This is a genomic window from Arthrobacter rhizosphaerae, assembly GCF_023062595.1.
GTDB classification, from domain to species: Bacteria; Actinomycetota; Actinomycetes; order Actinomycetales; family Micrococcaceae; genus Arthrobacter; species Arthrobacter rhizosphaerae.
On record NZ_JALLAN010000025.1, the window covers coordinates 12821 to 36996 of the forward strand.

Sequence of the window (24176 nt, forward strand, 5' to 3'; positions counted from 1 at the left end):
ACGTGAAGAAATGGAACGCAGAATTGATTCGTCGCCATTGATAATTGACCTTTGCACCTTATGATGTGCTTGGGGGAAGGCGAATATGAATAATTTTAGGTCTCAAAAAAAGGGCTCTATGGAACCGTCTTTACGCCGTGCTGCAGACAACAGCGGTGAAGTAATTCCCATCTCGGGGATTGAACACCGCTCTGTGCTGGAGTCCAGCCCGGACGCGGTCCTCGTCCTGTCCGCGGACGGCACCATCAGTCTGGTGAATTCAGCTGCTGAGCGCATGTTCGGGCATTCACGAGCTGAATTGATTGGCGCCGATCACCGCATACTGCTGGCCGAAGACTTCCGCCACGGATTCCTCAAAGTGTTCGACGCCCTACGGCGCAGCTCGCCGGAAACTCCCCTGCAACCATTCGAGGCTTACGGGGTACGCGCAGACGGCAGCGAATTCGCGGGCGAGGTGGCGTGTTCCCTTTTTGAAGCCGCCTCCGGGACTTTTATGACGGTCACGGTCCGCGATACCGCCCACCGGAAAGAATCGGACGCCAGTCTCCGCGAGGCCATGTCGCTGCTCACCGCCACACTTGAGTCGACGGCGGACGGGATCCTGGTGGTCAGCAGCGACGGTCAGATCGCCGGCCTCAACGACCAGTTCGTGTCCATGTGGGGCATCCCGCGGGAACTGCTGGACACCCACGACGACGAAGCCGTGATGAAGTTCGTGCTGGAACAGCTTTCCGAGCCCGAGAGTTTCCTGGAGAAGGTCAAGGAGCTCTACGCGAATCCGGATGCTGAAAGCCACGACGTTTTGGAGTTCCTCGACGGCAGGACTTTCGAAAGGTATTCCCGCCCGCAAAAAGTCGCGAACGAAGTCGTGGGACGCGTGTGGAGCTTCCGCGATGTCACGCCCCGGAGGAAGGCCCAGGAGCAGGCCCGGAAGGCCATGATCGACCTGGCCGAACAGGCTGCGCAATTGAAAGATCTTGCCTTCAAGGATCCCCTGACGGGGCTGGCGAACAGGCAGCTGTTCAACGATCAGCTCACCGAGGCCCTGCGCGGTCCGGCCGGCACTTCTGTGGACGTCCTGCTGATTGACCTGGACGACTTCAAGGAAGTCAACGACATCCTCGGGCACCATGCCGGGGATCAGATGCTCATCGAAGTGGCACGACGCCTCCGCTTCTGCGTCCGGCCCAACGACACAGTAGCCAGACTGGGCGGCGACGAGTTTGTGGTGCTGCTGACGGATGTTGAGAACGCTGAGGAGGTAGCCGAGCGGATTGTCGATTCCCTCAATGTTCCCGTCTTCCTTTATGGCACCATGCTTCGGCCGAGCCTGAGCCTGGGACTTGCTTCGCTGGGCGAGAAGCCGGTTGAGCCCTCGGATCTGCTCCGGCAGGCCGACGTCGCGATGTACGCGGCGAAGGCCGCCGGCAAGAACCGGTACATGCGGTTCCGTCCGGAAATGATGGCTGCCCTGGTCCAGCGCACCGATATGGAGGCGAGCCTGCGGCTGGCCGTAGACCGCGGCGATATTTACGTGAACTACCAGCCGGTGATGACTCCGCGGCTTGACGCCGTGGTGCAGTTTGAGGCGCTGGCCCGCTGGGACCGCGACGGCGAGATCATCCCGCCCACGCAGTTCATTCCGCTTGCGGAGCGCAGCGGATTAATCGGGGCGATCGGGGCCCTCGTGCTGCGGCGTGCCTGCACGGAGATGGGCCCGTGGCTGGCCGAGGACCGTACCCGGTCCCTCGCCGTGAACATCTCCGGCGTGCAGATCCAGGAACCGAACTTCGCCGAGGGCGTGCTGCGGGTTGCCGCCTCCTGCGACGTGGACCCTGCGCAGATGGTCATTGAAGTCACCGAGAGCGTGTTCTTCGATGCCGACTGCCAGGTGCTGAAGCAGTTGAATCAGCTGCGCGACGCCGGTGTGCAGGTTGCGCTGGACGACTTCGGCACCGGGTACTCATCGCTGGGCCGGCTGCAGGATCTTCCCGTGGACACCGTGAAGATCGATCAGTCGTTTGTATCCATGGTCCGAACCGGGGCGGAGAAGCTGCCCATCCTCAGCTCCATGATCAACATGGCGCACAACCTCGGGCTCCTGGTGACTGCCGAGGGAATCGAGACCCCGGAGCAGGCCGCCTACCTGATGGACCTGAAATGCGACTCACTCCAGGGCTTCTACTTCTCGCACCCGGAGCCGGAGGCCGGACTGGAAATGGCCATCCTGAGGACTCTGCACGCGTTCGAGCTGATCCACAAACTGCGGGTAAAGCCCTAATGGGTCAGCTCTGAACGTACTGGGCAGAAAACTCACCTGAGGGCTCAATTGGCTGTATCACGTCGATAAGAACTTGATCGGGTCCAATAAGTATGAAGTGGCGCTGCCCGAAGTCTTCCGACCGAATGTCCTGCGCCATCGGGAGCCCTTCCCGGACAATCAACCGCTCGTATTCTGAGTCAACGTCATCGACTTCGACATTGATCAAAACACCACCGGCCGGACGACCGAACCCCGCGGGAATCGTCGCATGGGCATGGTCGAGTAGCGCCAGCTCCCAGAGTCCGCGCCTGAGACTCACGTACCAGTCCGATTCGAATGTGGTCTCATACCCAAATGCAGTTCGGTAGTAGTCCGCGGATCCGAGTACGTCGCTCGACATGAGGACGGGGTAAGAACTGATCATCGCCACACCTCCTTTCACTTACATACACAGTGTATGTATGTGAGCTACAATACATACACCGTGTATGTATAGGCAAGGGGACGAGATGGCAAGAGCCACCCAGGAACAGAGCGAAGAAACAGCGCGCACAGTTTTGATCACAGCCCAAGAGCTTTTCGCCGAATACGGGTATGAGGCAGTTGGACTGGAACAAGTAGCGGCAGGGGCGGGGGTGACGCGCGGGGCGGTGTATCACCATTTCAGAAGCAAGAAAGGGCTGTTCGAGGCCGTGCTCGACGAGGCTCAAAGCCAGGTCAGCGCGGCAATCACCCAGGCCGCCCCCGGAGAAGGGTGGGATGCCATCGAAGAGGGATGCAAGGCATTCCTGCGGGCAAGCATCTCGCCAGGGGTGCGCAGGATAATGCTCGTCGACGCGCCCGCCGTGCTCGGATGGACAACATGGCGGCGCTCTGACGCCAGACACTCCGCACGATTGCTGGAGGAAGGTCTGGAGAGCGTCATCGGGCCGGAGGAGGACCGCAGTGCGATCGCTGCGCTGCTCTCAGGCGCCATGAACGAAGCAGCCATGTGGATTGCCGAGGGAGGCGACATCGCCTCGGCGGAGCGCGCCCTGTCACAAATTCTTCGCTCCCTGAGATCCCCGTGAGTTCGGCCTTCAGCTAGGGAGCCTGGACCATCTGCTCGCTGCGGTCCCAGAGCTCCCGCGCCAGGCCGGCGTCGTAGGCCTGTTTGTTCGCTTTCGCCAGTACCCGCCTGGCGTAGTATGCGCCCGAGGCCCAGTCCTCCCCGGGCTTTGACGTCGCGAGCCAGACGAGCGTATCCGCGCCCTGCTCCGGGGTCAGGAGGAAGCGGTTCAGGATCGTCTTGTAGGCGTGCCTGAAGGGGCTCGTGGAGTCGGCCGCAAAGTTGGTGGCTACAACGCCGGGGTGGAACGCCGCCGTCGTAATTCCCGGGGTTGTTCCTTCCGCATTGGTTCCGTCGGCCCCGAAGCGGCGGTGGAGTTCGCTGGTGAAGAGGATATTTGCGAGCTTGCCGGTGCCGTAGGCGCGATTGGTCGAGTAGTTGCGGGAGGAATCGAGATCGGCGAGGTCCAGCTTGCCGTAGCCGTTGGCCGCGCTTGAGGTGTTGATGACGCTGGCCTTGCTGGCGGTGAGCACGGCCATCAGCAGGGTGGTCAGCAGGAACGGGGCCAGATGGTTCACCTGAAAGGTCTTCTCGTAGCCGTCTACGGTGAGTTGGCGCTTGCCCATGATGCCGCCGGCGTTGTTGGCCAGTACATCGATCCTTGGGTAGTTACTCCTCAGCGCCGCGGCGAGCTCCCGGACTTGGGAGAGGTCTGCGAAGTCGCTCAGGAAGTAGTCGGCGTCGAGCCCTTTCGCCACCGCCTGTGTCTTCTCCGGTGAACGCCCGACGACGACTACCCGCTCCCCTGCCCGACTCAACGCCCGCGCGGCTGCTGCACCGATGCCGTCGCTGGCTCCGGTGATGACAATTGTCCGCTGGCTCATGGTGTCCTATTTATTCGGGGGTTTCGCGTGGGCTGGCGCTGGTACAACGACGGCGGCGCGGCTTACGTTCCGCCCCCTTCCCCCAACTAGGTAGCAGTAGATGCTGTTTTGCGCGCCCAAAACGACATCTACTGCTACCTAGTTGGGCAAACCAACGATTAGAGGCAGCGTGGCTGGTAGGCCGGATCCGCGGGGCCGGACGTCCTGCCGAGGGCGTGGGTGACCAGCTGGTGGACTACGGGATCGTTCGGCGTCTGGTCGTGCTCGAACACGTCGGCGGGGCATTTGTCCTGGATGGTGAAGTTGGTGACCTGGCGGGCCGGACCGGCGAGGAACTGGCTGTTGTACGGGATAACGATCTCGTCATACCTGGTCGAGATCACCGTGTAGGAGGGGCCGGCCACGGTGTCGCCGATCGAGTTCAGCTTCTGCATAAACGCCGAGCCGGCCTGCTGGTCGGCACAGGCAGCGCAGCCGAGGGCGTCGAAGTCCGGTTCCGGCAGGAAGCTTGGCGGCGGCACGATCACGCCCTCAGTGCCGTGGTTGGACGGGGCAATGCCGATGAGCTGGTTGACGTACTTCGCTCCACCGAGGAAGCCCATGTAGTAGCGGGGCATCATGCCACCCTGGCTGTGGCCCACCAGATTCACCTTTTTGGCTCCGGTCGCTGCACGAACCGCATCAACGAACGGGGCCAGTTCCCTGGCTGAGTCGGCTACCGGTGCTGTTGCGTAAACGCCGTTCGTCTCACCGTAGTTGAGGGCGAAAACGCAGTAGCCGGCATTCTTGAGGTAGGGCGACAACGTGATCCAGTTTTTAGCCATGCTCTCGAACGTTCCGGGGACCAGGACGACCGGATAGGGGTGCTCGGCGCTCGGTTTACAGGACCAGTCGTTGGCACCAGGAGGGGATATCTCGACGACGGCAGCCTGGGCGGGAGCTGCCGTCAGGGAGGCAGCGAGCACGAGGCCGGCGGCGAGGGACACAATCTTCTTCAGCGGTAGTTTGCTGGGCATGGTTTTAGGCAGCGACATTGAAACCTCATCGTTTTAGTGTCTGTTGGTGTGGGGCGAGAAGTGCGGACGGGCCGGTGTGTGAACCTGTCATCGAGGATTGGGTGTTTCGATGTTAGGCAACGTGGGCGCTTTTTCGACGGCACTTGCACGAACGTGCGGCCAGAAATTGCCCGCGCCTCGAACGCGGCCTCCGAAGTTTGCGCCACCTTTTGCCGCTAAGTTACTGACGGGTACAGCTCGGTGGGCACAGCTCGGCAGCGCGTCCCGCTCATGCCGGTTGCACAAATGTTCACACCCGAAAGCTTCGTCCCGCCCCCTTTGCGGCATCGCAGCACTCTCGCTACGCTGGAAAGGTAAGCATGCTTAGCGTCATGCCGAAACGCTGGATTCCAGCCATAGTCCGTGTTCAGACCAATCTTGCGGAGGAGCACCATGACCGATCAGTACACGTTCCAGAACCCTGTCACCGCCTATGAGCACATCGAACCGCCCAAGCAGCACCAGCCCGAGCCCGGCCTGGACGCGAAGCTGGTGCCGAAGGCCGATCTGGGCGAGGAAACCTACCGCGGCACGGGCCGCCTGGACGGCCGGAAGGCGATCGTTACCGGCGCGGACTCAGGCATCGGGGCAGCGACGGCCATTGCCTTCGCAAGGGAAGGTGCCGACGTCGTACTTTCCTACCTTCCGGAAGAGGAAGAGGACGCAACCCGCATCGCCAACCTGATCGAGAAGGCTGGGCGCAAGGCGGTCAAGGTACCGGGCGACCTCAAGGACGCGGCAGTATGCCGGGACCTGGTGGACACGGCCCTGCGCGAGCTTGGCGGCGTGGACCTGCTGGTGAACAACGCGGGCAAGCAGGTGGCCCAGGAGGACATCGGCGAGATCAGCGACGAGCAGTTCGACCACACCCTGAAGACCAACGTCTACGCGATGTTCTGGCTGACCAAGGCCGCGGTGCCGCACATGCCAGCAGGCTCCGCCATCATCAACACGACGTCGGTCCAGGCGTACAACCCGTCGCCCACTCTGCTGGACTACGCCACCACCAAGGCCAGCATCAACAACTTCACCAAGGGCCTGGCGCAGCAGCTGGCGCCGAAAGGCATCCGCGTCAATGCTGTGGCGCCCGGACCGATCTGGACGCCGCTGCAGGTGAGCAGCGGCCAGCCGAAGGAAAAGCTCCCCGAGTTCGGGCATAGCACTCCCCTGGGCCGTGCCGGGCAACCGGCGGAACTCGCCCCGGCATATGTGTTCCTGGCGTCGCCGGAATCGAGCTTCGTGATCGGCGAGACGCTGAACGTCAACGGCGGCAGCCCCACGCCTTAGACGAATCCAAGCCGGACGGGCCCTTCCTCATTGCACGGGGGAAGGACCCGTCCCTTTCAGGCTTTGGAAGAAATCCGCGGGTTCCGCGTCGGGCGGGCCAGCTGAGACGGAGAAGACCATGGCAAAGATCAGTGTTTTCCAGAGCGTCACCCTCGACGGCGTGATGCAGGGCCCCGGGCGACCGGATGAGGACACCCGTGGTGGCTTCAAACATGGCGGGTGGGCGAACGGCTACCAGGATTCGGTGTCCATGGAGTTCGCTGCGGAGGGAATGGCGGCCGGGGGTGCTCTCCTGTTTGGCCACCGCACTTACGCGGACCTGCTTGGCTTCTGGACAATGACGCCCGAGCCCAACCCGTTTACCTCTGTGCTCGTGGACTCGCAGAAGTACGTTGTCTCCCGGTCCTCGGACACCGTTTTGGAGTATCCGAACTCGACTCTGCTCGCAGGCGAGGCCGCCCAGACTGTTGCTGCACTTCACGAGAACGACGACGGCGACCTCACCATCCTGGGCAGCGGAGAGCTCGTCCGGACACTGCAGGCCGACGGGTTGGTCGATGAGTACATTCTCCAGATCCACCCGATCCTGCTCGGTTCCGGCACGAAGTTATTTGACGAGGGCGGGCGGGTCGATCTGATTCTGGAGCGTTCAATCACGACGACGACCGGCGTCATCATCGCGCAGTACTCGACGCATTAGGCGCCTGACAGCTCGAAAGCCAGGACCCCGCCAATACTGCGCAGGGTCCTGGCTTCGCTTCTTTCCGCCGAACTAGGACTGAGCCGCTTGTAGAAGCGAAAGCGGGGTGGTGGCAGGTACGGTGGTGATGGTGTTGCTGTCCAGGGTCACCGCTCCGTTCAGTGCCAGTGCACGTCCTTCAATGACGACGCCGGTCGTCACCGTGATTGATGCAAGCGCCATGACCGTCCCCGCGAGCGAGGACCCCGTGCCCAGCGTCGCTGAACTGCCGACCTGCCAGAAAACATGGGAGGCCTGTGCACCATTGATCAGCTTCACGCTGCTGGCCGAAGCCGTCGTGAGCGTGGAACCCATCTGGAAGATGAAGACCGCCTCCGGATCGCCCTGGCCATCCAGGACCAGTGTCCCGCTCAACCCGAGTGAACTGGCCGAGCTGTAAACCCCGGCCGTGAGCGTGCGGCCCACCAGATCCCCCGCAACAATCTCCGTCGGAGTGCGCCCGGCAGCATCATCGTAGGCAGCCTGCAGATCCGCATGCGCCGCACCGGCCTGCACATCAGCCGAGTGGGTGGTGCCGGCCACCTTGCCCGGCGGGAACCCGGTGATCGCCGTTCCCGGGCTGACCCCCAGATCCCCGCCAAGGTACGTCGGACCCGTATTCGTCACAGTCGAAGCACCCAACACCGAGAAACTCCCCGCAGCACCCAACTCCACCATCGCACCCGAGGGCAACGGATCCGCGGCAGGTACGGTGGTGATGGTGTTGCTGTCCAGGGTCACCGCTCCGTTCAGTGCCAGTGCACGTCCTTCAATGACGACGCCGGTCGTCACCGTGATTGATGCAAGCGCCATGACCGTCCCCGTGAGCGAGGACCCCGTGCCCAGCGTCGCTGAACTGCCGACCTGCCAGAAAACATGGGAGGCCTGTGCACCATTGATCAGCTTCACGCTGCTGGCCGAAGCCGTAGTGAGCGTGGAACCCATCTGGAAGATGAAGACCGCCTCCGGATCGCCCTGGCCGTCCAGGACCAGTGTCCCGCTCAACCCGAGTGAACTGGCCGAGCTGTAAACCCCGGCCGTGAGCGTGCGGCCCACCAGATCCCCCGCAACAATCTCCGTCGGAGTGCGCCCGGCAGCATCATTGTAGGCAGCCTGCAGATCCGCATGCGCCGCACCGGCCTGCACATCAGCCGAGTGGGTGGTGCCGGCCACCTTGCCCGGCGGGAACCCGGTGATCGCCGTTCCCGGGCTGACCCCCAGATCCCCGCCAAGGTACGTCGGACCCGTATTCGTCACAGTCGAAGCACCCAACACCGAGAAACTCCCCGCGGCACCCAACTCCACCATCGCACCCGAGGCATGAGCCGGGGAGGGTGTTGATAGAAGGCCCGCAAAAAGCAGTGTGAATGTCAGCGCGGCCGCGCTAACAACCGCCGTCCAACGGGTCGTTCCGGTACCTTCTGTGGTCCGAAAAAGGCTACTGAACATCATGGTCTTCCCCCAGGTTGACTGCCGCCCGCGGGTTTTCCCCGCGGAAGACTCATAGTGATGAATACAGGTGTTTGGGACGGATTAGCTAAGCCGCAATCAGCCCTGTCTTTGGTGCTTCGACGATTCCGGACGTGCCGGGACAGCTCTGGCTCTGGATAACTGCGAGATCGCAGTGGACATGTTGAAGAGTCGCCGAATACATGCTTCCGGGCCTGCTGATAGTTACTGGATCTCTGCGTAGGAGGACCCAAGAGAATACGTTCTGTGGCCCCCACCATGAACGAATATCACCAACGACGTGGTGTGTAGGCCCCCACAGTGAACCTCATCCAGGATGAAGTCAATAGCCGCGCTGGCTCAGAGAAGAACACGCAATCAGGGCAAAGAAGTTTTGGCGCGCATCATCGGCTACACGGTTTTGGGCGGTTTCATCGCGTTCGTCCTCGCAGTCATCATCGGAATGATTGTGCCGAGGGAAGAACGCTCCTATTCGGGGACAGCGGAAGTCGTGAAGTCGTACAAGCAGAAGAGCTTATGCACCATTGACGTCCGTTTGTCCGACCGTGCCGAGTACAGCTACGTCATCCGTGCCAACCCGGAGGGCGTGAAACCCTGAACCGTGCATGCGCCGGCTCCAATCAGGAACGGCCACAGCTTCCGAAGCTGTGGCCGTTCCTGTTGCTTTTCCTTGGCTGCTCACCGCTCCGGATAAAGCTCCTTGCTCCAGAGGACACCACCGTTGGCATTGCGGAGGCTGACCGTGAAGACGTCGTCCTCGCCCAGGTCCACATGGCCGAAGTACTGACTCTCGCCACTGCGCGGGGACTCGTTGGCGTAAGCGCCGGCCTTGAAGAAAGCCACCTCGGGTCCGAAGGTGCCGTCCAGCTGCCCGGGGCCGAATGTTCCGGCGTTAATGGGGCCAGCCACAAATTCCCAGAACGGGTCGAAGTCCTGGAAGGCCGCGCGCTGGGGCGAGTAGTGGTGGGCTGCGCAATAGTGGACGTCCGCCGTCAGCCACACCACGTTTTTAACCCGGTTGCGCTTGAACGCCGACAGCACCCCGGCGATCTCAAGCTCCTTGCCCAAGGGGGCTCCGGCGTCGCGGTTTGCGAGGGACTCCTGGTTCACCGGGCCATCAGGCACAATGAGTCCGAGCGGCAGGTCGGCCGAGATGACCTTCCACGTTGCCTTGGACCGGCTGACCTCCTTGATGAGCCAGTCCGCCTGCTCCTGGCCGAGGATGTGGGTGAGGTGCGTTTCCTTGCCGTCCGTGTTCGGGTCCTTGAAGGTGCGCATGTCCAGGCAGAAAATGTCCAGCTGCGGGCCGCGGGAAATCTTGCGGTAGATGCGGGACGGCTCGAAGCCGGTACTCCCGTCGCTGAGATCCGCGATGGGCTGGTACTCCTGCCATGCCTGGCGGCCCCGCGCGGCGAGCACGTCCACACTGCGCTCGGTGTAGCGGGCGTCGGTGAGGATCTCCCCCGGGTACCAGTTGTTGGTGGTCTCGTGGTCATCCCACTGGGCGATCACCGGAACCTCCGCATACATGGCCCGGACGTTCCGGTCCATCAGGTTGTAGCGGTGCCGGCCGCGGAACTCGTTGAGCGTCTCGGCCACTTTCGACACTTCTTCAGTGACCAGGTTCCGCCAGACCTGCCCGTCCGGCTCGGTCACCTGCGCGGCGATGGGGCCGTCTGCGTAGATGGTGTCGCCGGAGTGGATGAAGAAGTCCGGGCGCGTGGCGTGCATGGCAGCATAGCCGCGCATGCCCCCGATGCCCTCGTTGATGCCCCAGCCTTGGCCCGCGGTATCGCCGGACCAGACGAAGCTCTGCCCCCGGCTTGCCCGGCCGCCGCCAATCGCGCCGAGGCCGTTGGTGTTGGCACCGGGGGCCGTACTGAAGGATCCCTGCGCGGATTCCCCGGCGTTGCCTTCGGGGTCCTCGAAGTGCATGGTCAGGGCGAACCGGGTGCCGCTGGGGAGGTGTTGGGCGTTGATTTTCGACGTGAAGTCCGTGGCTTCGCTGGCGACGCTCCCCCGCAGTACCCGCTGGAAGGCGCGGCCGCCGCTGAGAGGCGACCCGCCGTCGTCGACCGCCAGCAGGCTGGCCACCAGCCGGCCAGAGCCCGACGCGCGGGACCAAAGGACACCGGAATTGGCGGTGACATCACCGGTGGCGATCCCGGACGGGAGCAGCAGGCGGTTGCGGACCAGCGCGACGGCGGATGGCCGGGCAGCGTGAGCGGTTGAGGCACCACCGGCTGCAGCAGCGGGAACGACGGCGGCAGCACCGGCGGCGGCAAGGGCACCTTTGAGGATGTTTCGGCGGGTGAAAGCAGTCATGCGTTCATCCTTGACGGCAGGGGTGAACCGCCGGTGGCTGGCGCGTGAACGTCAGTGCAGCATTGATTCCTGAACGCCCGAAGGGCCCTAGATTCTAAAAGTAACCGGGACTAGTCTTGGAGTTGGAGGCAGGTGTCGTCTTCGCCTCCCACGTTATTCGTCGGGAGGCGGACATGGAGAGCAGGGCAAAAGCAGCAGGGCACGCAATTCACCAGCAGTTGGTTGTCTTCCCGCTGGGGTTGCTCACCGGAGCGGTTGTGTTCGACATCATCGGGCTGGTGCTGAACGACGGGCGCTTCACCACAGCCGGGTACCTGATGATCGCCGCAGGCGTCCTGATGGGCCTTCTTGCAGCGGTTTTCGGCTTCATCGACTACCTCGCAGTGCCGAACCAGTCCCGCGCCAAGCGCGTCGGGCGGCTCCACGGGATCGGCAACGCGGTGATGCTGGTGCTGTTCGCGGTCAGCTGGTTGCTCCGAGGCGGCACCCAGAACTATCTGCCCACGACTTTGCCTTTCGTGCTGGAACTGCTGGCCATTGTCATCGCCACCGGCACGGCCTGGCTGGGTGGCGAGCTGGTCAGCCGGCTGGGAGTCGGGGTGGACGACGGCGCCAACCTCGACGCTCCCGCCAAACTCACCACCGGCATCTTCCTCAAGCGCGGAGCACGCCGGGCCCACTGACCATCCCTCAGCATGCCGGTGCCAACCACATCGAAACGCAAGGGCACGAAAGGAAGATTGGCTGTGGCTTCACCAACAGTTGGGGACTATCTGCTCGACCGGCTCCGGCAATGGGGAGTGGATAGAGTCTTCGGTTACCCGGGCGACGGTATCAACGCCATAGTGGCAGCCTTCGGCAAGGCCGAAAACAGCCCGAAATTCATCCAGGCCCGGCACGAGGAGATGTCCGCCCTGCAAGCCGTTGGCTATGCGAAATTCACTTCCAACGTGGGGGTCTGTGTCGCCACGTCAGGTCCCGGAGCGATCCACTTCCTGAACGGGCTGTACGACGCCAAACTCGACCATGTCCCCGTCGTCGCGATCGTTGGCCAGACGGCAAGGAGTGCGATGGGCGGTTCCTTCCAGCAGGAAGTGGACCTGCTGACGCTGTTCAAGGATGTCGCGTCCGACTACGTCCAGATGGTCACCGTCCCCGAGCAACTGCCCAACGTCCTCGACAGGGCCATCCGCATCGCCGTCTCCCGGCGAGCGCCCACCGCCATCGTCATCCCCGCCGATGTGCAGGAACTCGACTACACCCCGCCCACACACGCCATGAAGATGGTGCCTTCCAGCCTTGGCTTCCGGCCGCCGGAAATTCAGCCCGACGTCGAAGCGATCGCAGGAGCCGCCGACCTTCTGAATCAGGGAAAGAAAGTCGCCATGCTGATCGGGCACGGCGCCCGCGGTGCTGCGGCCGAAGTCCGCGAGGTAGCGGAACTGCTGGGTGCAGGTGTGGCCAAGGCACTGCTCGGCAAGGATTCGCTCCCCGACGACCTGCCCTACGTCACCGGGTCCATCGGCCTGCTGGGCACCCGGCCAAGCTACGAGATGATGCGCGACTGCGACACCCTGCTGACCGTCGGCTCAAGCTTCCCCTACTCCCAGTTCATGCCCGAGGCAGGCCAGGCGCGCGGCGTCCAGATCGACATCGACCCGGGCATGATCGGACTCCGCTATCCCTACGAATACAACCTCGTGGGCGATGCGGCAGCAACATTGCGGGCGCTGATCCCGCATCTGCAACGAAAGGAAGACCGCTCCTGGCGCGGGGACCTCGAAAAGAAGATCGGCCGTTGGTGGGAAACCATGCGTTCAGAGGCCATGGTGGATGCCGAGCCCGTGAACCCCTTGAGGCTCTTCTCCGAGCTCTCCGACCGGTTGCCTGAGAACGCCATTGTCATTGCAGACTCCGGCTCGTCCGCCAACTGGTACGCCCGCCAGCTGAGGTTCCGCAGCGACACCAGGGGCTCGCTTTCAGGGAGCCTGGCCACCATGGGATGCGCAGTGCCCTACGCGATCGGGGCCAAATTCGGACACCCGGACCGTCCCGTCATCGCCTTCGCAGGTGACGGGGCAATGCAGATGAACGGGCTCGCGGAGCTCATCACCATCCAGCGGTACTGGCAGGAATGGTCCGATCCCCGGCTCATCGTCGCCGTACTGCACAACAACGACCTCAACCACGTCACCTGGGAATTACGGGCAATGGGCGGGGCCCCCGCCTTCCGCGAATCACAGTCACTTCCCGACGTCGACTATGCGGCTTTCGCCTCCAGCCTCGGGCTGGAAAGCATCACCGTGACCGCCCCCGAGGAGGTAGGACCTGCCTGGGAAAAGGCACTTACCACTAACCGGCCTACCCTTCTGGATGTGCATACCAATCCCGACATCCCGCCGATTCCCCCGCACACCACCATGGAGCAGGCAATGAACACGGCGAAGGCCCTGGCCAAGGGCGACACCAGCACGTGGGGCATCATCAAAGAAGGCGTCAAGACCCAGGCTGGGAAGCTCCTGCCGAACAAGGATTCTTAGAACATCAACAGAACGAACCCGGCAAGGGTGCAGACCAGCCCGGTCGCGGTCAGGATCCACCCGATGGTCATGACGGTGTTGTCGTCCCGGTGCGGGCCTAGGCTCCATCTGCCGGGGTGGCATACGTCGTAATGGAGCGCCACTTCGCTGCCTGTCTCCAGACCCTTCGTTTCCTCAGCAGTGAGAAGGGAAAGGTGGGAGGTGTTGTCCCCGTCGGACCAGCGGAAGCCCTTGAACCCGCCGGCTTCGACGACCTCGGCGGTGGTCACCGTCCATGGGCAACGACGTCTCGCCAGCATCCAACCAGCGATCAGCAGCGGGATGCCAGGAATGAAGCCCACCCAGGTCATGAGTTCCAGGATGGGACCAAGAACTTCTGCGGGTCCGGGCATGATTCGATCATATCCGTCGATTTTGTTGCAGCCGGACCACAAGATTCGGAGACTTCCTGTCGCCGCCCGGAGCGGCCTGTTCCGTGGACTCTGCCCTTGAGACGGCAAAGGGACTACGCTTCTGCCCACCGGACGTGCCGTTCCTGACGCCAGGAGGATGCAGTGTCTACCTTCCTTTTCGCAACGCTCGACGCCGGCGGGAACCTGCCGCCCGCCGTCGGCATCGCCCGCGAACTGGTGAGTCTCGGGCACCGCGTGCGTTTCCTCGGCCATCCGCGGCAGGAGGCCGCCATTACGGCCTCAGGCGCCGAGTTCCAGCCGTACAATCACTCGCCAAGGATGGCACTCGCGGAGCAGCTGCCCACGCTGCAGCAGATCTCCATGCTGGTGTCCGTCTTCACCGACGCCGGCATCGCCCAGGACGTAGTGGAGGAAGCCCGGAGGGAACAGGCGGATGTGGTGATCGTGGACTGCCTGCTGCTGGCTGCCCTCGACGCCGCAGCCAAGGCCGGACTCTTCACCGTGGCGCTGGTGCACAGCTTCTATGCCTTCTTTGATGGCCCGTTCCGCCGGACTCCGATCACGGCGATGCTGGCACTGCGCGGGTTGGGCCCGCGCCGGGTGATGGGCAAGGCCAACCGCATCCTGGTGTGCGCGGACCGGCAGCTCGATCCGGCCGGACGCCCAGGCAGGACAGGGGCAGGCGACCAGAACGGGAGGGTGGTGTGGTCAGGAGCAGTGGTCGACGTCGACCGTCCGGCACCCGCTCCCGCCCCCGGTTCCACGCCGCGCGTGCTGGTCAGCCTGAGCACCACTGCATTCAGCGGGCAGGAGGCGTTTATGCAGAGGGCGCTGGATGCGGTGGCGGATCTGCCGCTCGACGTGATCCTCACCACCGGACCGGCGATTAACGCCGACAGAATCTGGGCGCCGGCAAACGTCACCGCGCACAGCTATCTGCCGCATCGGGAAGTCATGCCGGAGTGCGCTGCCGTGCTCGGACACGGCGGGCACGCCACCACCATGCTCGCGCTGGCTCACAATCTGCCGCTGGTGATCGCCCCGATGCATCCCCTGCTCGATCAGCGGATGGTAGGCAAGGCAGTGCAGGACGCCGGCGCAGGATTGCTCATCAGGCCTTCGGCCTCAGCGGAGGAAATTGCCGGCGCCCTCCGGACGGCTGTGGACTCGGCGAGCCTGCACCTTGGGGCCGCCACCGTGGGGCAGCGGCTCCGGGAGGCCGACGGCGCCCGCACCGGCGCGCTGTTCCTCGCGGAAATCGCGGGCTAATATCCGGCCAGGGCGCGCCAAAGGGCGGCAAACCCGCCTCCGAAAAAAATCAGGAATTTCCGCAAGCCTGTAAGGATCCGGGGCTGTCCGGAAATATTGAGTAAGCCGGACGCTTTCCGGCAGACAAAGTCTCAGGGTTACGGGGCGGTCCGATGTTGCTGGAGCGGGAAACGGAGTTTGAGGCGCTGTACAAGGCGCATTACAGCCACGTCTACCACTACATTCTGCGCCGCATCGGAGACCGGGACACTGCACAGGAGCTGACCGCCGATGTCTTCCGGATCGTGTGGAACCGGCAGGACAGCCTTGAGGGGACGCCAATCCCCTGGCTTCTTGGGATTGCCAGGAACGTCGTGGGAAACGAATACAGGGGCCGGAAGAGGCGGCAGGAACTCCAGCTGCGTCTGCGGGATTTCGCACTGCACCAGGCTACGCAGCAGGCGTCAGGCACCTCCGATGCCGTTATCGAGGCGCTGGGACGCCTGGCTTCACGGCACCGGGAGATTCTGATCCTGGTTTTTTGGGACAACCTCAGCACGCCGGAACTGGCCGAATTCCTGGGTTGCAGCGACGGCACGGCCAGCGTGCGGATCCACAGGGCGAAGAAGGCGTTCGCGAAGACGATGCCTTCGCTTCACGAAGCGAATCTCGAAACGAAAAGGGAGGACTGAGATGGACCCGCTGGAACGGCTCCTGAGGGATGCCAACCCTGTATCCGATACGTCAGATTCTCCGCGCGACCGTGACCAACAGCTGAAAGCGCTGCTGTCGGAACTGCGGAAGGCAGACGCTGCTCCGAAGCATGACCGTGCTGCATCTGACGCTGCCGTACGTGACCCTGCCGTACTTGACCCTGTCCGCGGGGGCAACCGTGCCGCGGATGTCCGGGGAACGGTCGGGCGGCGTGGTGCTCCGCGGCGTCTGATTCCTGTCCTTGCGGTCATGACTGTGGTGCTGGGACTTGCGGCTGCAGGTTTTGGCGCTGCCGTGAACTGGTTTTCAGACCTCTCGCCAGCCCCGGCAGGCAGCCCTTCCCCGACGTCGACTGCACCGGATGGCTGGCGTCTTGCCGGTTTTGCGCCGAATCCGGCTGGCTCCGAGACACACATCCACCTGATGGTCGCAGAGGGCTGGGAACTGATCGATTCTCTCCCCGACGATGACTACCCGGCGCGGACTGCCTTCCTCCACCCCGTTGACCCGTTGCAGCAGGGCCTCGTGCCCCAGATCATGCTCTACTACGGACCCTCTGGACCCCGCTACGATCCGGCAGCTTGCGCCGGCCCGCAGGAGAGCTTTGTTGAACTGGACAGCTCACCGGTGAACATCCCCTTTGACGCATCCGTGCCGGGAGCAGTGCCACCACGGTTCGTCTATCGGGTCTCGACGACCGGCGACCGGGTGGTGGCCTCCTTCGGCATAACCACCCGCCCGCCGTCGACGAGCATCGATCCGTGCAACCAGTATTTCCAGATCCGGGCTGCCCGCGCCGGGTACCTTTTCTCCTTCTCGAGCTACTCGACATACGTCCAGGGGAATCCTGGCTGGCTATCGCCGGTCCAAAGAACACCGATGGAGTTTTCCTCTATGGATGCTGCCCGGGCCTTCCTGGAGACCGACGACTACGCCATCATCAAGCGCACGTTCAGCTCAGTGACCATCAGCGCTCCCTGACCAAACACTCGCAACAAACAACACTCGCGACGATTCGTAGCTAGGAGTGCGCCATGAGCGTGCCTGATTCCGGTTTCTCCGGAGAACATGTTGAGCTGTTCCACCGAGTCTCGGACGTCCTGACCCGCAGGATCGGGGACGGTGACTACGCGCAGATGCTGGTCCTCGACGCCTTCAATGTCGCGTGGCGCAGGGCCCAGGAAGACGACGCCGAAATCACCTTCTCCTCTCTTCTCGCCCTCGCCATGGGGCCGGCTGCAGTTCTGATGCAGGACGCCGACGCCCGGCCTGCAAAGCATTCGACGGCGGCCGGTGTCATCGCGTCGCTCAGGCCGCACGACCGCGAGATTCTGAGGATGGTCTATTGGGACCAGCTCAGCATGGCGGAACTGTCTGACTTTCTTGGCTGCACCATAGGCCAGGCCGGGCGGCGCCTGGAGCGGGCCTACCGCAAGGCTGAACGCCGGATGCTGCGACTGGAACACTCTTCCAAAAGGGAAGACCGGTGAACCCCCTCGAGCAGCGTCTCCACGAGGCTGCACCGCCGGTGGCCAGAGCCCGTTTCCCGCTGGATGTGAAGGCAGAGCTGGAGATGATCCCTCACCGGGCCGACGACGTCGAGCTTCTCACCGCGTCACCGCGGCCTAAAGTCCGGACTGCTTTTGGGACACGGCGCAGTGTTAAAGCCGGGCATGGTGCCAAAACCTGGTCCGGCGTTACAGCGGGGTCAGGCGCACTGGCCCTGCTGCTCGCCATCATGATCGGTGCGGCGCTATGGGTGGTCGCAGCAGCCAATCAGCCTCGTGCGACGTTCGGCAATGCCGAGGAGGCCGGGATCCAGCCAGGCTTTGAGGCAGCGGAACCTGGGGCAAGCACTCCGGCGTGGCAGTGGGCCGTGGCGTACTCGTCATGGACGGACGTGCTTGTGTCCCGGCCGTGGGCGGATGCTTCGGCGGAATTGACCGCCGGCCTTGAGATACCCGCCGAGTGGAAGGTCCGGCGCCACAACATCTCGCCCGACTATCCTGGGCTCCATTTCACAATCCTCGATCAGGACGCCCTCCCAGTGGCGATGTTCTACTTCGGGCCGGTGCCGGCGGCAGCAGCCTGCAGACCGCAGGACAGGCAAGGAACCGAGCTGGAACGCACAGCACTGACTTCAGGTGCTGAACTGCTCGGTCCCGGGTTGGACAAGGAATTCACCTACTCAGTGTCCGCGGGACCGGAACCCCGGGGATCCTTCGGGCTGCGGCAGGTTTCGCCGTCAGCAGGCCCACAAGCAGGGCCATGCCGCGCGGATCAGACCACAACCGAGCGTGTTCTCGTGATGGACTTCGGCGATGCTCTGAAGCTCGGGTCTTCGGCAGCATCCCCGCGAAGCACTTATGCCCGTTCCTTCCCGTCAGTTGAGGACGCCGGCCGCTATCTGAAATCGGCGGAGTACGGCGCGCTCAAACGGATGTTCACGTCGTTGAAGCTCTCTTTTCCCTCAGGCATGTCCCTGTCCTGGGAGGTTCCGTCGGCTCCGCGGCGGGATTTCTGACAGCCGCCCGCCACTCCCCCGCCCGTAGTCCAACCATGCGGATCGCTGCTGGGCTAGGCTCACGTTATGACGCCTTCCGTCGGCCGCCTGCGGCCTAACGATTAGGGATAACGTATGGACCTGTTTGAAACGATCATGTTTCCGTTCCAGTGGCTGGTGTCCATCATTATGGTCGGCTTCCACGAGGGCCTGAGCGCCATCGGAATGCCGCCGGCCAGCGGCTGGACCTGGACGTTCTCCATCATCGGGCTGGTGCTGGTGATCCGCGCGGCCCTGATCCCGGTGTTCGTCAAACAGATCAAAGCCCAGCGCGGCATGCAGCTCCTGCAGCCCGACCTGAAGAAACTGCAGGACAAGTACAAAGGCAAGAAGGACCAGCTCTCCCGGCAGGCCATGGCGCAGGAACAGATGGCCCTGTACAAGACGCACGGCACCAACCCGTTCTCGGCCTGCATCCCGCTGCTGATCCAGATGCCGTTCTTCTTCGCGCTTTTTACGGTGCTCGCCGGCATCAGCCCGGCCAAGCAGGCCGGCGAGGGCATCGGCGCGATGAGCCCGGAGCAGGTGCTGCAGTTCGACGCATCCACCATCTTCGGCGCTCCGCTGACTATGGCCTTGCTCCACGGCGGAGCCGAGAACATCTCGGTCACCGTCCTGACCATCGTGATGATCCTGGCGATGACGGCCACGCAGTTCATCACCCAGAAGCAGATCATGGCCAAGAACATGTCCGAAGAGGCCATGGCCAGTCCGTTCATGCGGCAGCAGAAAATGCTGCTCTATATCCTGCCGATCGTGTTCGGGGTGGGTGGCATCAACTTCCCCATCGGCGTGCTGATCTACTGGACCACTACCAACCTGTGGACCATGGGGCAGCAGTTCTTCGTGATCCGCCGGATGCCGACGCCGGGATCCCCCGCCGCGAAGGCCCTCGCCGAGCGCCGTGCCGCCAAGGGCCTTCCGGCATTGCCCAACCCCGGGAGCAAAAAGGATCCTCACGCAGAGGCCGCGGCCGCAGCGGCCATTGCGCATGCGAAAGGCCAGCGCGTCCAGCCGCACCGGAAGAAGAGGAAGAAGAAGTAGCACGTGACTGCTGCGTACAAGTTCCGGGGCGAGTTGTGGCATCTTCCCGAGGAAGCCGGGTGGCATTTCGTCACGCTGCCGCAGGACCTGGCAGAGCAGCTCAAGGAGGACTCAGCACCCTTCCGCAAGGGCTTCGGTTCGGTAAGGGTCAACGCTTCCATCGACGGGCACCGTTGGTCCACCTCCGTGTTCCCGGACGCCAAGACCGGCTCCTACCTTCTTCCGGTGAAAAAGGCGGTCAGGACGGCGGCGGGCATCCGCGCCGGAGACGAGGTCGACGTCGAACTTTCCCTGCTGCTCAGCAGCTGATTTCGTTCCGGGAGGCTTCACCCGCAGCGCTTTCCACCGGCTCTATCCCGCCGCAGTTCACAGGAATACTATGCAGGTGCGGTGCTGCGTTGATACCGCGCCACGGCGAGTGCCGAAGCAACTTCATGGAAGGACATGTCATGGAATCCATCACCTGGTTCGCTCCGATCCTGCCCGGGAAGCTGGAGGAGTGGAAGTCGCTCATCGAGGAGATTCACGGCCCCCGTGAGGCGGACCACCGCCGCTCGCGGGAGCGCATGGGACTGACCCGTGAAGTGGTCAGCCACATGGAGACACCGCAGGGGGACTTCGTCTGCCTGTTCCATGAGGGCGAGGATCTGACCAGGTCCTTCCAAGAGGTGGCTAACTCGGACGATCCGCACGATCAGTGGTTCAGGGAGAAAATCCAGGCAGTTCACGGCATCACCGCTGACATGCTGCAAGGCCCTCTCCCGTCGACCCTTCAGTATGACTACAAGGCCGGTTGAGCCACCGTCGTGGAACATCCGGGTTAAACAAAAGCAGGGCCGGTCAAGTTGAACTGCTCCCCCAAAGTTGGACTGTAAATTCAGTTCTGACTTACGGGGAGCAGGTTTTCATGTTTAAGGGCAGCTCGTGTCCAGCGAGGCAGCTATGGTGTGCCCGATGACCAGGGCATCGACTCGGCGGAGGCGGAGAAGACGAGGGAATCCCGCCACTGCCCGCGAATAAGTTTGTCTGCCTTTCGCAGCCCGATCCGGGACATGCCAATCTTTTCCAGGACCCTGGCGGACGCAACGTTTTCGGGCCTGCAGGTAGCCGTGATTTCCGCCAAGCTGAGATCCTGCACGCCAAACACCAGCATGGCCTGTGACGCTTCTGTGGCGTAGCCGCGTCCCCAGCAATCCGCAGCGACCACGTAGCCGAGTTCACCTTTGCCACCGACTAAGGAAAGACTGACCGAGCCAATTGGATCGCCGTTCGGGACAGTCAGCGCGAGAGTGAATTTCGTCCGCTGTGGCTGGCTTTGAGCGAAGGAGCATGCTTCGAGGAATCTTCTGGTATCCGCTGCGGTGTTCGGGCCCCACTCAACGAATTCGGCAATTCGTCGGTCCGAGGCGAAGGCATGCACCGCATCGAAGTCGTCCAACGTGTATTCACGAAGCAAGAGGCGCTCGGTATGGAATTGCATCTCCCCATCATGCCGGGCTTGGACGGAGGCGAACAGGGGTACAAAGGTTCGTTCAAGCGTGTCGACGCTTGGCTTAGCGCTCTGTGACTCGGCTCCAAATCAGGTTAAAGCGGAAGGCCCCGTCCCAGATGGGACGGGGCCTTCTCAGAAAAGCTCGAAACCTTTACGGCTCCGGACTCAGAAGAGTTAGCTGAAAGCTAAGTCTTAGAGAGTCTGGATGTTTACGGCCTGAGGACCCTTGGGGCCCTGCTCGGTTTCGAAGGAGACCTTCTGGTTCTCTTCGAGTGAGCGGAAGCCGGAGGAAGCGATCGCAGAGTAGTGTGCGAAAACGTCCTGTGAGGAGTCATCGGGGGAAATGAAGCCGAAGCCCTTTTCAGCGTTAAACCATTTGACGGTACCAGTAGCCATTATTTTTGTCCTTCGTGAAGGTGGAGGAAAAGTCCCGACTTTCGGGTCCTCCGGTGTGGGGTGTTCAAAACCGCTACTTCAGAAGAACGCGGACTTTCGACCGCGCGTACTGCCTGAACTACGAACTGCTAAAAACACAACAACAAAAACGACTCTACACGAGAATCTGCGGCAACGCTTGCCGACTGCGAGCCCGGGCGCGTCGCACAGATTTATAAATTCGTTAGATTTAGCTCTGGTGCAGGGGATCCGGCAGGAGTAACCTCTTTCCTAGACGCCCTTCGCGGGCGTAGCCGAGCGGCTCCTCCCCCAGCCGCCCTCAGGGATTACCCGTACTTTCACGCAGCTTTTATGCGCCTTTCCCCAATACCGCTATGCCCAGATTTCGAGGAAGAAATGAACCCCAAAAGCACTCTTCTTGCCATCCCCGCAGTCCTTGCAGCAGCCATGCTCGTACCGGCCCTGCCGGCGTCGGCATCCGGACCCGAGGTGCCGGAAGTTCCCTCCTATATCCCGGTTGGCTATGCGTGCCCGGACTTCAACCTGGGCTTCACATGGTCCGGCGGAAAGGCCTGGTCGCGGGCGTTCTTTGATCAGGACGGCTTCGTGACCCGCACCATGGCACATTCCACCGGTACGGAAGTCACCTACATCAACTACGGCTCCGATCCGCTCAACCCGGTGGCAGGGAAGACCTTCACCTTAAGGATGTCCGGATCCGGCGTCCACACCGAAGGCGGCCCCGAGGGCCAGACCATCACGCTCACCGGAGACAACTACCTGACACTGATGGGGTCGGACATTCCTGACGGAGTTTCCACCACCCTGCACACCGGGCGGGTGGTCTTCACCTTTGACAACGCCACCGGCGCCTTGGAGTTGGTGAGCAGTTCCGGCAAGGAAATCGATCTCTGTGCACAGCTGAGGTAGTGGCAGCTATCCCAGCCAGGAACATCGCCTGCCGCCCCGCTTGGGGTCGGCAGGCGGTGTTCTGTTTCCGGCTCAGTTGAACCCTCCCCGCTCCCCTTGTAAAGCCAGCGGCCGGGCGTATGGTTCTTCCATGGGACCGATTCGCGTCATCCTGCTTCCCGGGAGCGTGCTCCCCGCCCAACCCGCCTATGGCGCGCTGATCGAGGCGTTGGGACCTGACGTCCAAGCGGTGGCAAAGGATCTGGAACTCTATGCTGACGACGAGCCTCCGCCCGGCTGGAGCCTGGACACAGAGATCGATGGCGTTCTGCGCGAAGCCGATGCCCAAGGCTGGGAGACCTTCCATCTCGCCGGATACTCGGGCGGCGGCGCGGCGGCGCTGGCGTTCACTGCCAAGCATCCCGAGCGTCTGTTGAGCCTGGCCCTGCTGGAGCCCGCGTGGGCCGGGAACTGGGACTGGAGCCCTGCGCACACGGAGCTCTGGAAAAAGTACGACCAGCTGGAGACACTTCCGCCGGAGCAGTTCATGCCCGCCTTTGTGAGGCTGGGAGTTAAGCACGACGTCGTCCTCCCGCCACCGCCAGAGGGTGACCCGCCGCCGTGGATGGCCAAGCGGCCAGCGGGAATCAAGGCGTTCCTGAGGACCTTCAAGAGCTATGAATTGGAGAGGGCGCGTTTGGCCAGCTTCGACAAGCCGGTCTTCTTCGCGCTGGGCGGGCTGAGCAACCCGGATGACTATGGCGAGATTGCCCAACGGCTGGCAAGGGTTTTCTTCCCGGACTTTCACCTGGAGGTGTTCCCCAAACGCCATCACTTCGACCCGCCCCACAGGATCGAGCCGGAGCGGCTGGCAGAGTTGCTGCGGCGGCACTGGGAGCAGTCGGAAGCGAGCACGGCTGCCTGAGGCGTGAAGGGTTGGTGAGTGACGTGGCACCCTTCGCCGTAACGTTGCTGGCGGCGGCCGCCCTCCTGCTGTCCGGTTGCACCAGCCCAGCGGAGCAGGTCAGTGATTCAGGGCTTGTCGAAGGGTACGTCCTGAGCTCTCCGGTCTGCCCCGTGGAACGTTTTGCTCAGGAGTTGTCCGCCGCGCCCTGTTCCGGGCGCCAAGGTCATCGCATTGGACGGCGACGCCGTCCGCGGCTCAACCATCACTGACACCACCGGCGCCTTCCAGCTCACTCTTCCTGACCGCTACCTTATAAGGGCGACCAATGTGGGCGGCTACGCTTCTACGGCCACCCAGGAAGTTGCCATCTCGGACACTCCCAACCACGTCACATTGATTGTTGACAGCGGAATTCGCTGAGCCTCCGGATGGTCTGGCCGCTTCTGGCTAACAGGCATATTCTGCAAGCAAGTCCACGCCCAGCCATCAGGCCTTTCAACCCGGGGAGAAGTTCACATGCAGATGCCAAAAGCGTCCGACGCCGACAAGGAACACTTCCGCTCCGTCCTGCCACAGGACGCAGATGTTGTGGTCAAGCCGATGTTCGGCAACCTGGGCGCCTTCGTCAACGGGAATATGTTCGCCGGCCTGTTCGGCCCGACCATCGGGATCAAGCTTTCCGACGCCGACCGTGCCGAACTTGAGTCCACCGAGCGGACTGTTCCGTTTGGTCCGGCTGAACGTCCCATGGGCGGTTACGTGGGGCTGCCGGAAGTCTGGAACGCTGACGGTGGCGATGATTCAGCGCGGGAAAGGGCATGGATTTCGAAGGCCTACGCCCATGTGGCCGGGCTGCCTGCGAAGGCTCCCAAGTAGATC

General features: G+C 62.8%; 27 protein-coding genes. 19 read left to right on the plus strand and 8 right to left on the minus strand.

The features are described 5' to 3' along the window. Window positions 1-118 precede the first annotated feature (118 nt). Window positions 119-2281: a putative bifunctional diguanylate cyclase/phosphodiesterase gene (locus MU551_RS22330; RefSeq protein WP_247048760.1), complete on the plus strand. Its 2163-nt coding sequence runs from the start codon at window positions 119-121 to the stop codon at window positions 2279-2281. 4 nt (window positions 2282-2285) lie between these two features. Here the strand turns inward: MU551_RS22330 and MU551_RS22335 are convergent, their stop codons facing one another. Next, complete coding sequence (locus tag MU551_RS22335) at window positions 2286-2687, minus strand: VOC family protein (RefSeq protein WP_247048761.1); 402 nt, start codon at window positions 2685-2687, stop codon at window positions 2286-2288. 85 nt (window positions 2688-2772) lie between these two features. Here MU551_RS22335 and MU551_RS22340 point away from each other — a divergent pair, with 85 nt between their 5' ends. After that, entirely contained in the window at window positions 2773-3333 is a 561-nt protein-coding gene (locus tag MU551_RS22340; protein WP_247048762.1) for a TetR/AcrR family transcriptional regulator, read from the plus strand. A gap of 13 nt (window positions 3334-3346) precedes the next feature. Here MU551_RS22340 and MU551_RS22345 read toward each other — a convergent pair whose 3' ends face one another. Both MU551_RS22345 and MU551_RS22350 read right to left on the minus strand, forming a co-directional pair. Further along, window positions 3347-4195: an SDR family NAD(P)-dependent oxidoreductase gene (locus tag MU551_RS22345; RefSeq protein WP_247048763.1), complete on the minus strand. Its 849-nt coding sequence runs from the start codon at window positions 4193-4195 to the stop codon at window positions 3347-3349. A 158-nt stretch (window positions 4196-4353) separates the two neighbouring features. Further along, window positions 4354-5211, minus strand: coding sequence for an esterase/lipase family protein (locus tag MU551_RS22350; protein WP_247048764.1), 858 nt, complete (start codon window positions 5209-5211; stop codon window positions 4354-4356). Window positions 5212-5643: 432 nt separating this feature from the next. Here MU551_RS22350 and MU551_RS22355 point away from each other — a divergent pair, with 432 nt between their 5' ends. Both MU551_RS22355 and MU551_RS22360 read left to right on the plus strand, forming a co-directional pair. Then, window positions 5644-6537 carry a glucose 1-dehydrogenase gene (locus MU551_RS22355; RefSeq protein ID WP_247048765.1) on the plus strand — a complete coding sequence of 298 codons (894 nt, stop codon included), beginning with the start codon at window positions 5644-5646 and terminating at the stop codon, window positions 6535-6537. A gap of 118 nt (window positions 6538-6655) precedes the next feature. Beyond that, entirely contained in the window at window positions 6656-7237 is a 582-nt protein-coding gene (locus MU551_RS22360) for a dihydrofolate reductase family protein (RefSeq protein WP_247048766.1), read from the plus strand. A 72-nt stretch (window positions 7238-7309) separates the two neighbouring features. Here MU551_RS22360 and MU551_RS22365 read toward each other — a convergent pair whose 3' ends face one another. Further along, window positions 7310-8728 carry an ice-binding family protein gene (locus tag MU551_RS22365; RefSeq protein WP_247048767.1) on the minus strand — a complete coding sequence of 473 codons (1419 nt, stop codon included), beginning with the start codon at window positions 8726-8728 and terminating at the stop codon, window positions 7310-7312. Between the two features lie 334 nt (window positions 8729-9062). Here MU551_RS22365 and MU551_RS22370 point away from each other — a divergent pair, with 334 nt between their 5' ends. Then, entirely contained in the window at window positions 9063-9344 is a 282-nt protein-coding gene (locus tag MU551_RS22370) for a hypothetical protein (protein ID WP_247048768.1), read from the plus strand. Window positions 9345-9424: 80 nt separating this feature from the next. Here MU551_RS22370 and MU551_RS22375 read toward each other — a convergent pair whose 3' ends face one another. Then, a complete protein-coding gene (locus tag MU551_RS22375) occupies window positions 9425-11071 on the minus strand; it encodes an alkaline phosphatase D family protein (RefSeq protein ID WP_247048769.1) in 1647 nt (548 codons plus the stop codon). 173 nt (window positions 11072-11244) lie between these two features. Here MU551_RS22375 and MU551_RS22380 point away from each other — a divergent pair, with 173 nt between their 5' ends. Continuing rightward, a complete protein-coding gene (locus MU551_RS22380; protein WP_247048770.1) occupies window positions 11245-11754 on the plus strand; it encodes a DUF2231 domain-containing protein in 510 nt (169 codons plus the stop codon). Between the two features lie 63 nt (window positions 11755-11817). Continuing rightward, window positions 11818-13611 (plus strand): thiamine pyrophosphate-requiring protein, encoded by a 1794-nt coding sequence (locus MU551_RS22385; protein WP_247048771.1) that lies wholly within the window; start codon window positions 11818-11820, stop codon window positions 13609-13611. Here MU551_RS22385 and MU551_RS22390 read toward each other — a convergent pair. Continuing rightward, window positions 13608-14003, minus strand: coding sequence for a hypothetical protein (locus MU551_RS22390; protein ID WP_247048772.1), 396 nt, complete (start codon window positions 14001-14003; stop codon window positions 13608-13610). The genes MU551_RS22385 and MU551_RS22390 overlap by 4 nt on opposite strands. Before the next feature lie 162 nt (window positions 14004-14165). Here MU551_RS22390 and MU551_RS22395 point away from each other — a divergent pair, with 162 nt between their 5' ends. From MU551_RS22395 to MU551_RS22430, 8 genes are all read left to right on the plus strand, one after another. Further along, window positions 14166-15293 carry a glycosyltransferase gene (locus MU551_RS22395; protein WP_247048773.1) on the plus strand — a complete coding sequence of 376 codons (1128 nt, stop codon included), beginning with the start codon at window positions 14166-14168 and terminating at the stop codon, window positions 15291-15293. Window positions 15294-15445: 152 nt separating this feature from the next. Then, window positions 15446-15964, plus strand: a complete 519-nt coding sequence (locus tag MU551_RS22400; protein ID WP_247048774.1) for an RNA polymerase sigma factor — start codon at window positions 15446-15448, stop codon at window positions 15962-15964. A gap of 1 nt (window position 15965) precedes the next feature. Continuing rightward, window positions 15966-16967: a hypothetical protein gene (locus tag MU551_RS22405; protein WP_247048775.1), complete on the plus strand. Its 1002-nt coding sequence runs from the start codon at window positions 15966-15968 to the stop codon at window positions 16965-16967. 53 nt (window positions 16968-17020) lie between these two features. Further along, on the plus strand, window positions 17021-17476 hold the full coding sequence (locus MU551_RS22410; protein ID WP_247048776.1) for a sigma factor-like helix-turn-helix DNA-binding protein: 456 nt from the start codon (window positions 17021-17023) through the stop codon (window positions 17474-17476). Continuing rightward, window positions 17473-18510 (plus strand): hypothetical protein, encoded by a 1038-nt coding sequence (locus MU551_RS22415; protein ID WP_247048777.1) that lies wholly within the window; start codon window positions 17473-17475, stop codon window positions 18508-18510. The genes MU551_RS22410 and MU551_RS22415 overlap by 4 nt, the downstream gene beginning before the upstream one ends. A 114-nt stretch (window positions 18511-18624) precedes the next feature. Next, window positions 18625-19593 (plus strand): membrane protein insertase YidC, encoded by a 969-nt coding sequence (yidC, locus tag MU551_RS22420; RefSeq protein ID WP_247048778.1) that lies wholly within the window; start codon window positions 18625-18627, stop codon window positions 19591-19593. A gap of 3 nt (window positions 19594-19596) precedes the next feature. Beyond that, window positions 19597-19902: a DUF1905 domain-containing protein gene (locus MU551_RS22425; protein WP_247048779.1), complete on the plus strand. Its 306-nt coding sequence runs from the start codon at window positions 19597-19599 to the stop codon at window positions 19900-19902. A gap of 140 nt (window positions 19903-20042) precedes the next feature. After that, the gene (locus MU551_RS22430; protein WP_247048780.1) at window positions 20043-20390 is read left to right on the plus strand and encodes a DUF6176 family protein; all 348 of its coding nucleotides are present in this window, start codon (window positions 20043-20045) and stop codon (window positions 20388-20390) included. Window positions 20391-20533: 143 nt separating this feature from the next. Here MU551_RS22430 and MU551_RS22435 read toward each other — a convergent pair whose 3' ends face one another. Then, complete coding sequence (locus tag MU551_RS22435) at window positions 20534-21073, minus strand: GNAT family N-acetyltransferase (protein ID WP_247048781.1); 540 nt, start codon at window positions 21071-21073, stop codon at window positions 20534-20536. A gap of 204 nt (window positions 21074-21277) precedes the next feature. Then, on the minus strand, window positions 21278-21481 hold the full coding sequence (locus MU551_RS22440) for a cold-shock protein (RefSeq protein WP_247048782.1): 204 nt from the start codon (window positions 21479-21481) through the stop codon (window positions 21278-21280). Between the two features lie 396 nt (window positions 21482-21877). Between MU551_RS22440 and MU551_RS22445 the strand changes: the two genes are divergently transcribed. From MU551_RS22445 to MU551_RS22460, 4 genes are all read left to right on the plus strand, one after another. Further along, window positions 21878-22411, plus strand: coding sequence for a hypothetical protein (locus MU551_RS22445; protein ID WP_247048783.1), 534 nt, complete (start codon window positions 21878-21880; stop codon window positions 22409-22411). Window positions 22412-22541: 130 nt separating this feature from the next. Beyond that, window positions 22542-23315, plus strand: a complete 774-nt coding sequence (locus tag MU551_RS22450; protein ID WP_247048784.1) for an alpha/beta fold hydrolase — start codon at window positions 22542-22544, stop codon at window positions 23313-23315. Between the two features lie 162 nt (window positions 23316-23477). Then, window positions 23478-23717, plus strand: a complete 240-nt coding sequence (locus MU551_RS22455; protein WP_247048785.1) for a carboxypeptidase-like regulatory domain-containing protein — start codon at window positions 23478-23480, stop codon at window positions 23715-23717. 96 nt (window positions 23718-23813) lie between these two features. Continuing rightward, window positions 23814-24173 carry a TfoX/Sxy family protein gene (locus MU551_RS22460; protein WP_247048786.1) on the plus strand — a complete coding sequence of 120 codons (360 nt, stop codon included), beginning with the start codon at window positions 23814-23816 and terminating at the stop codon, window positions 24171-24173. The last annotated feature ends 3 nt before the right edge of the window (window positions 24174-24176 follow it).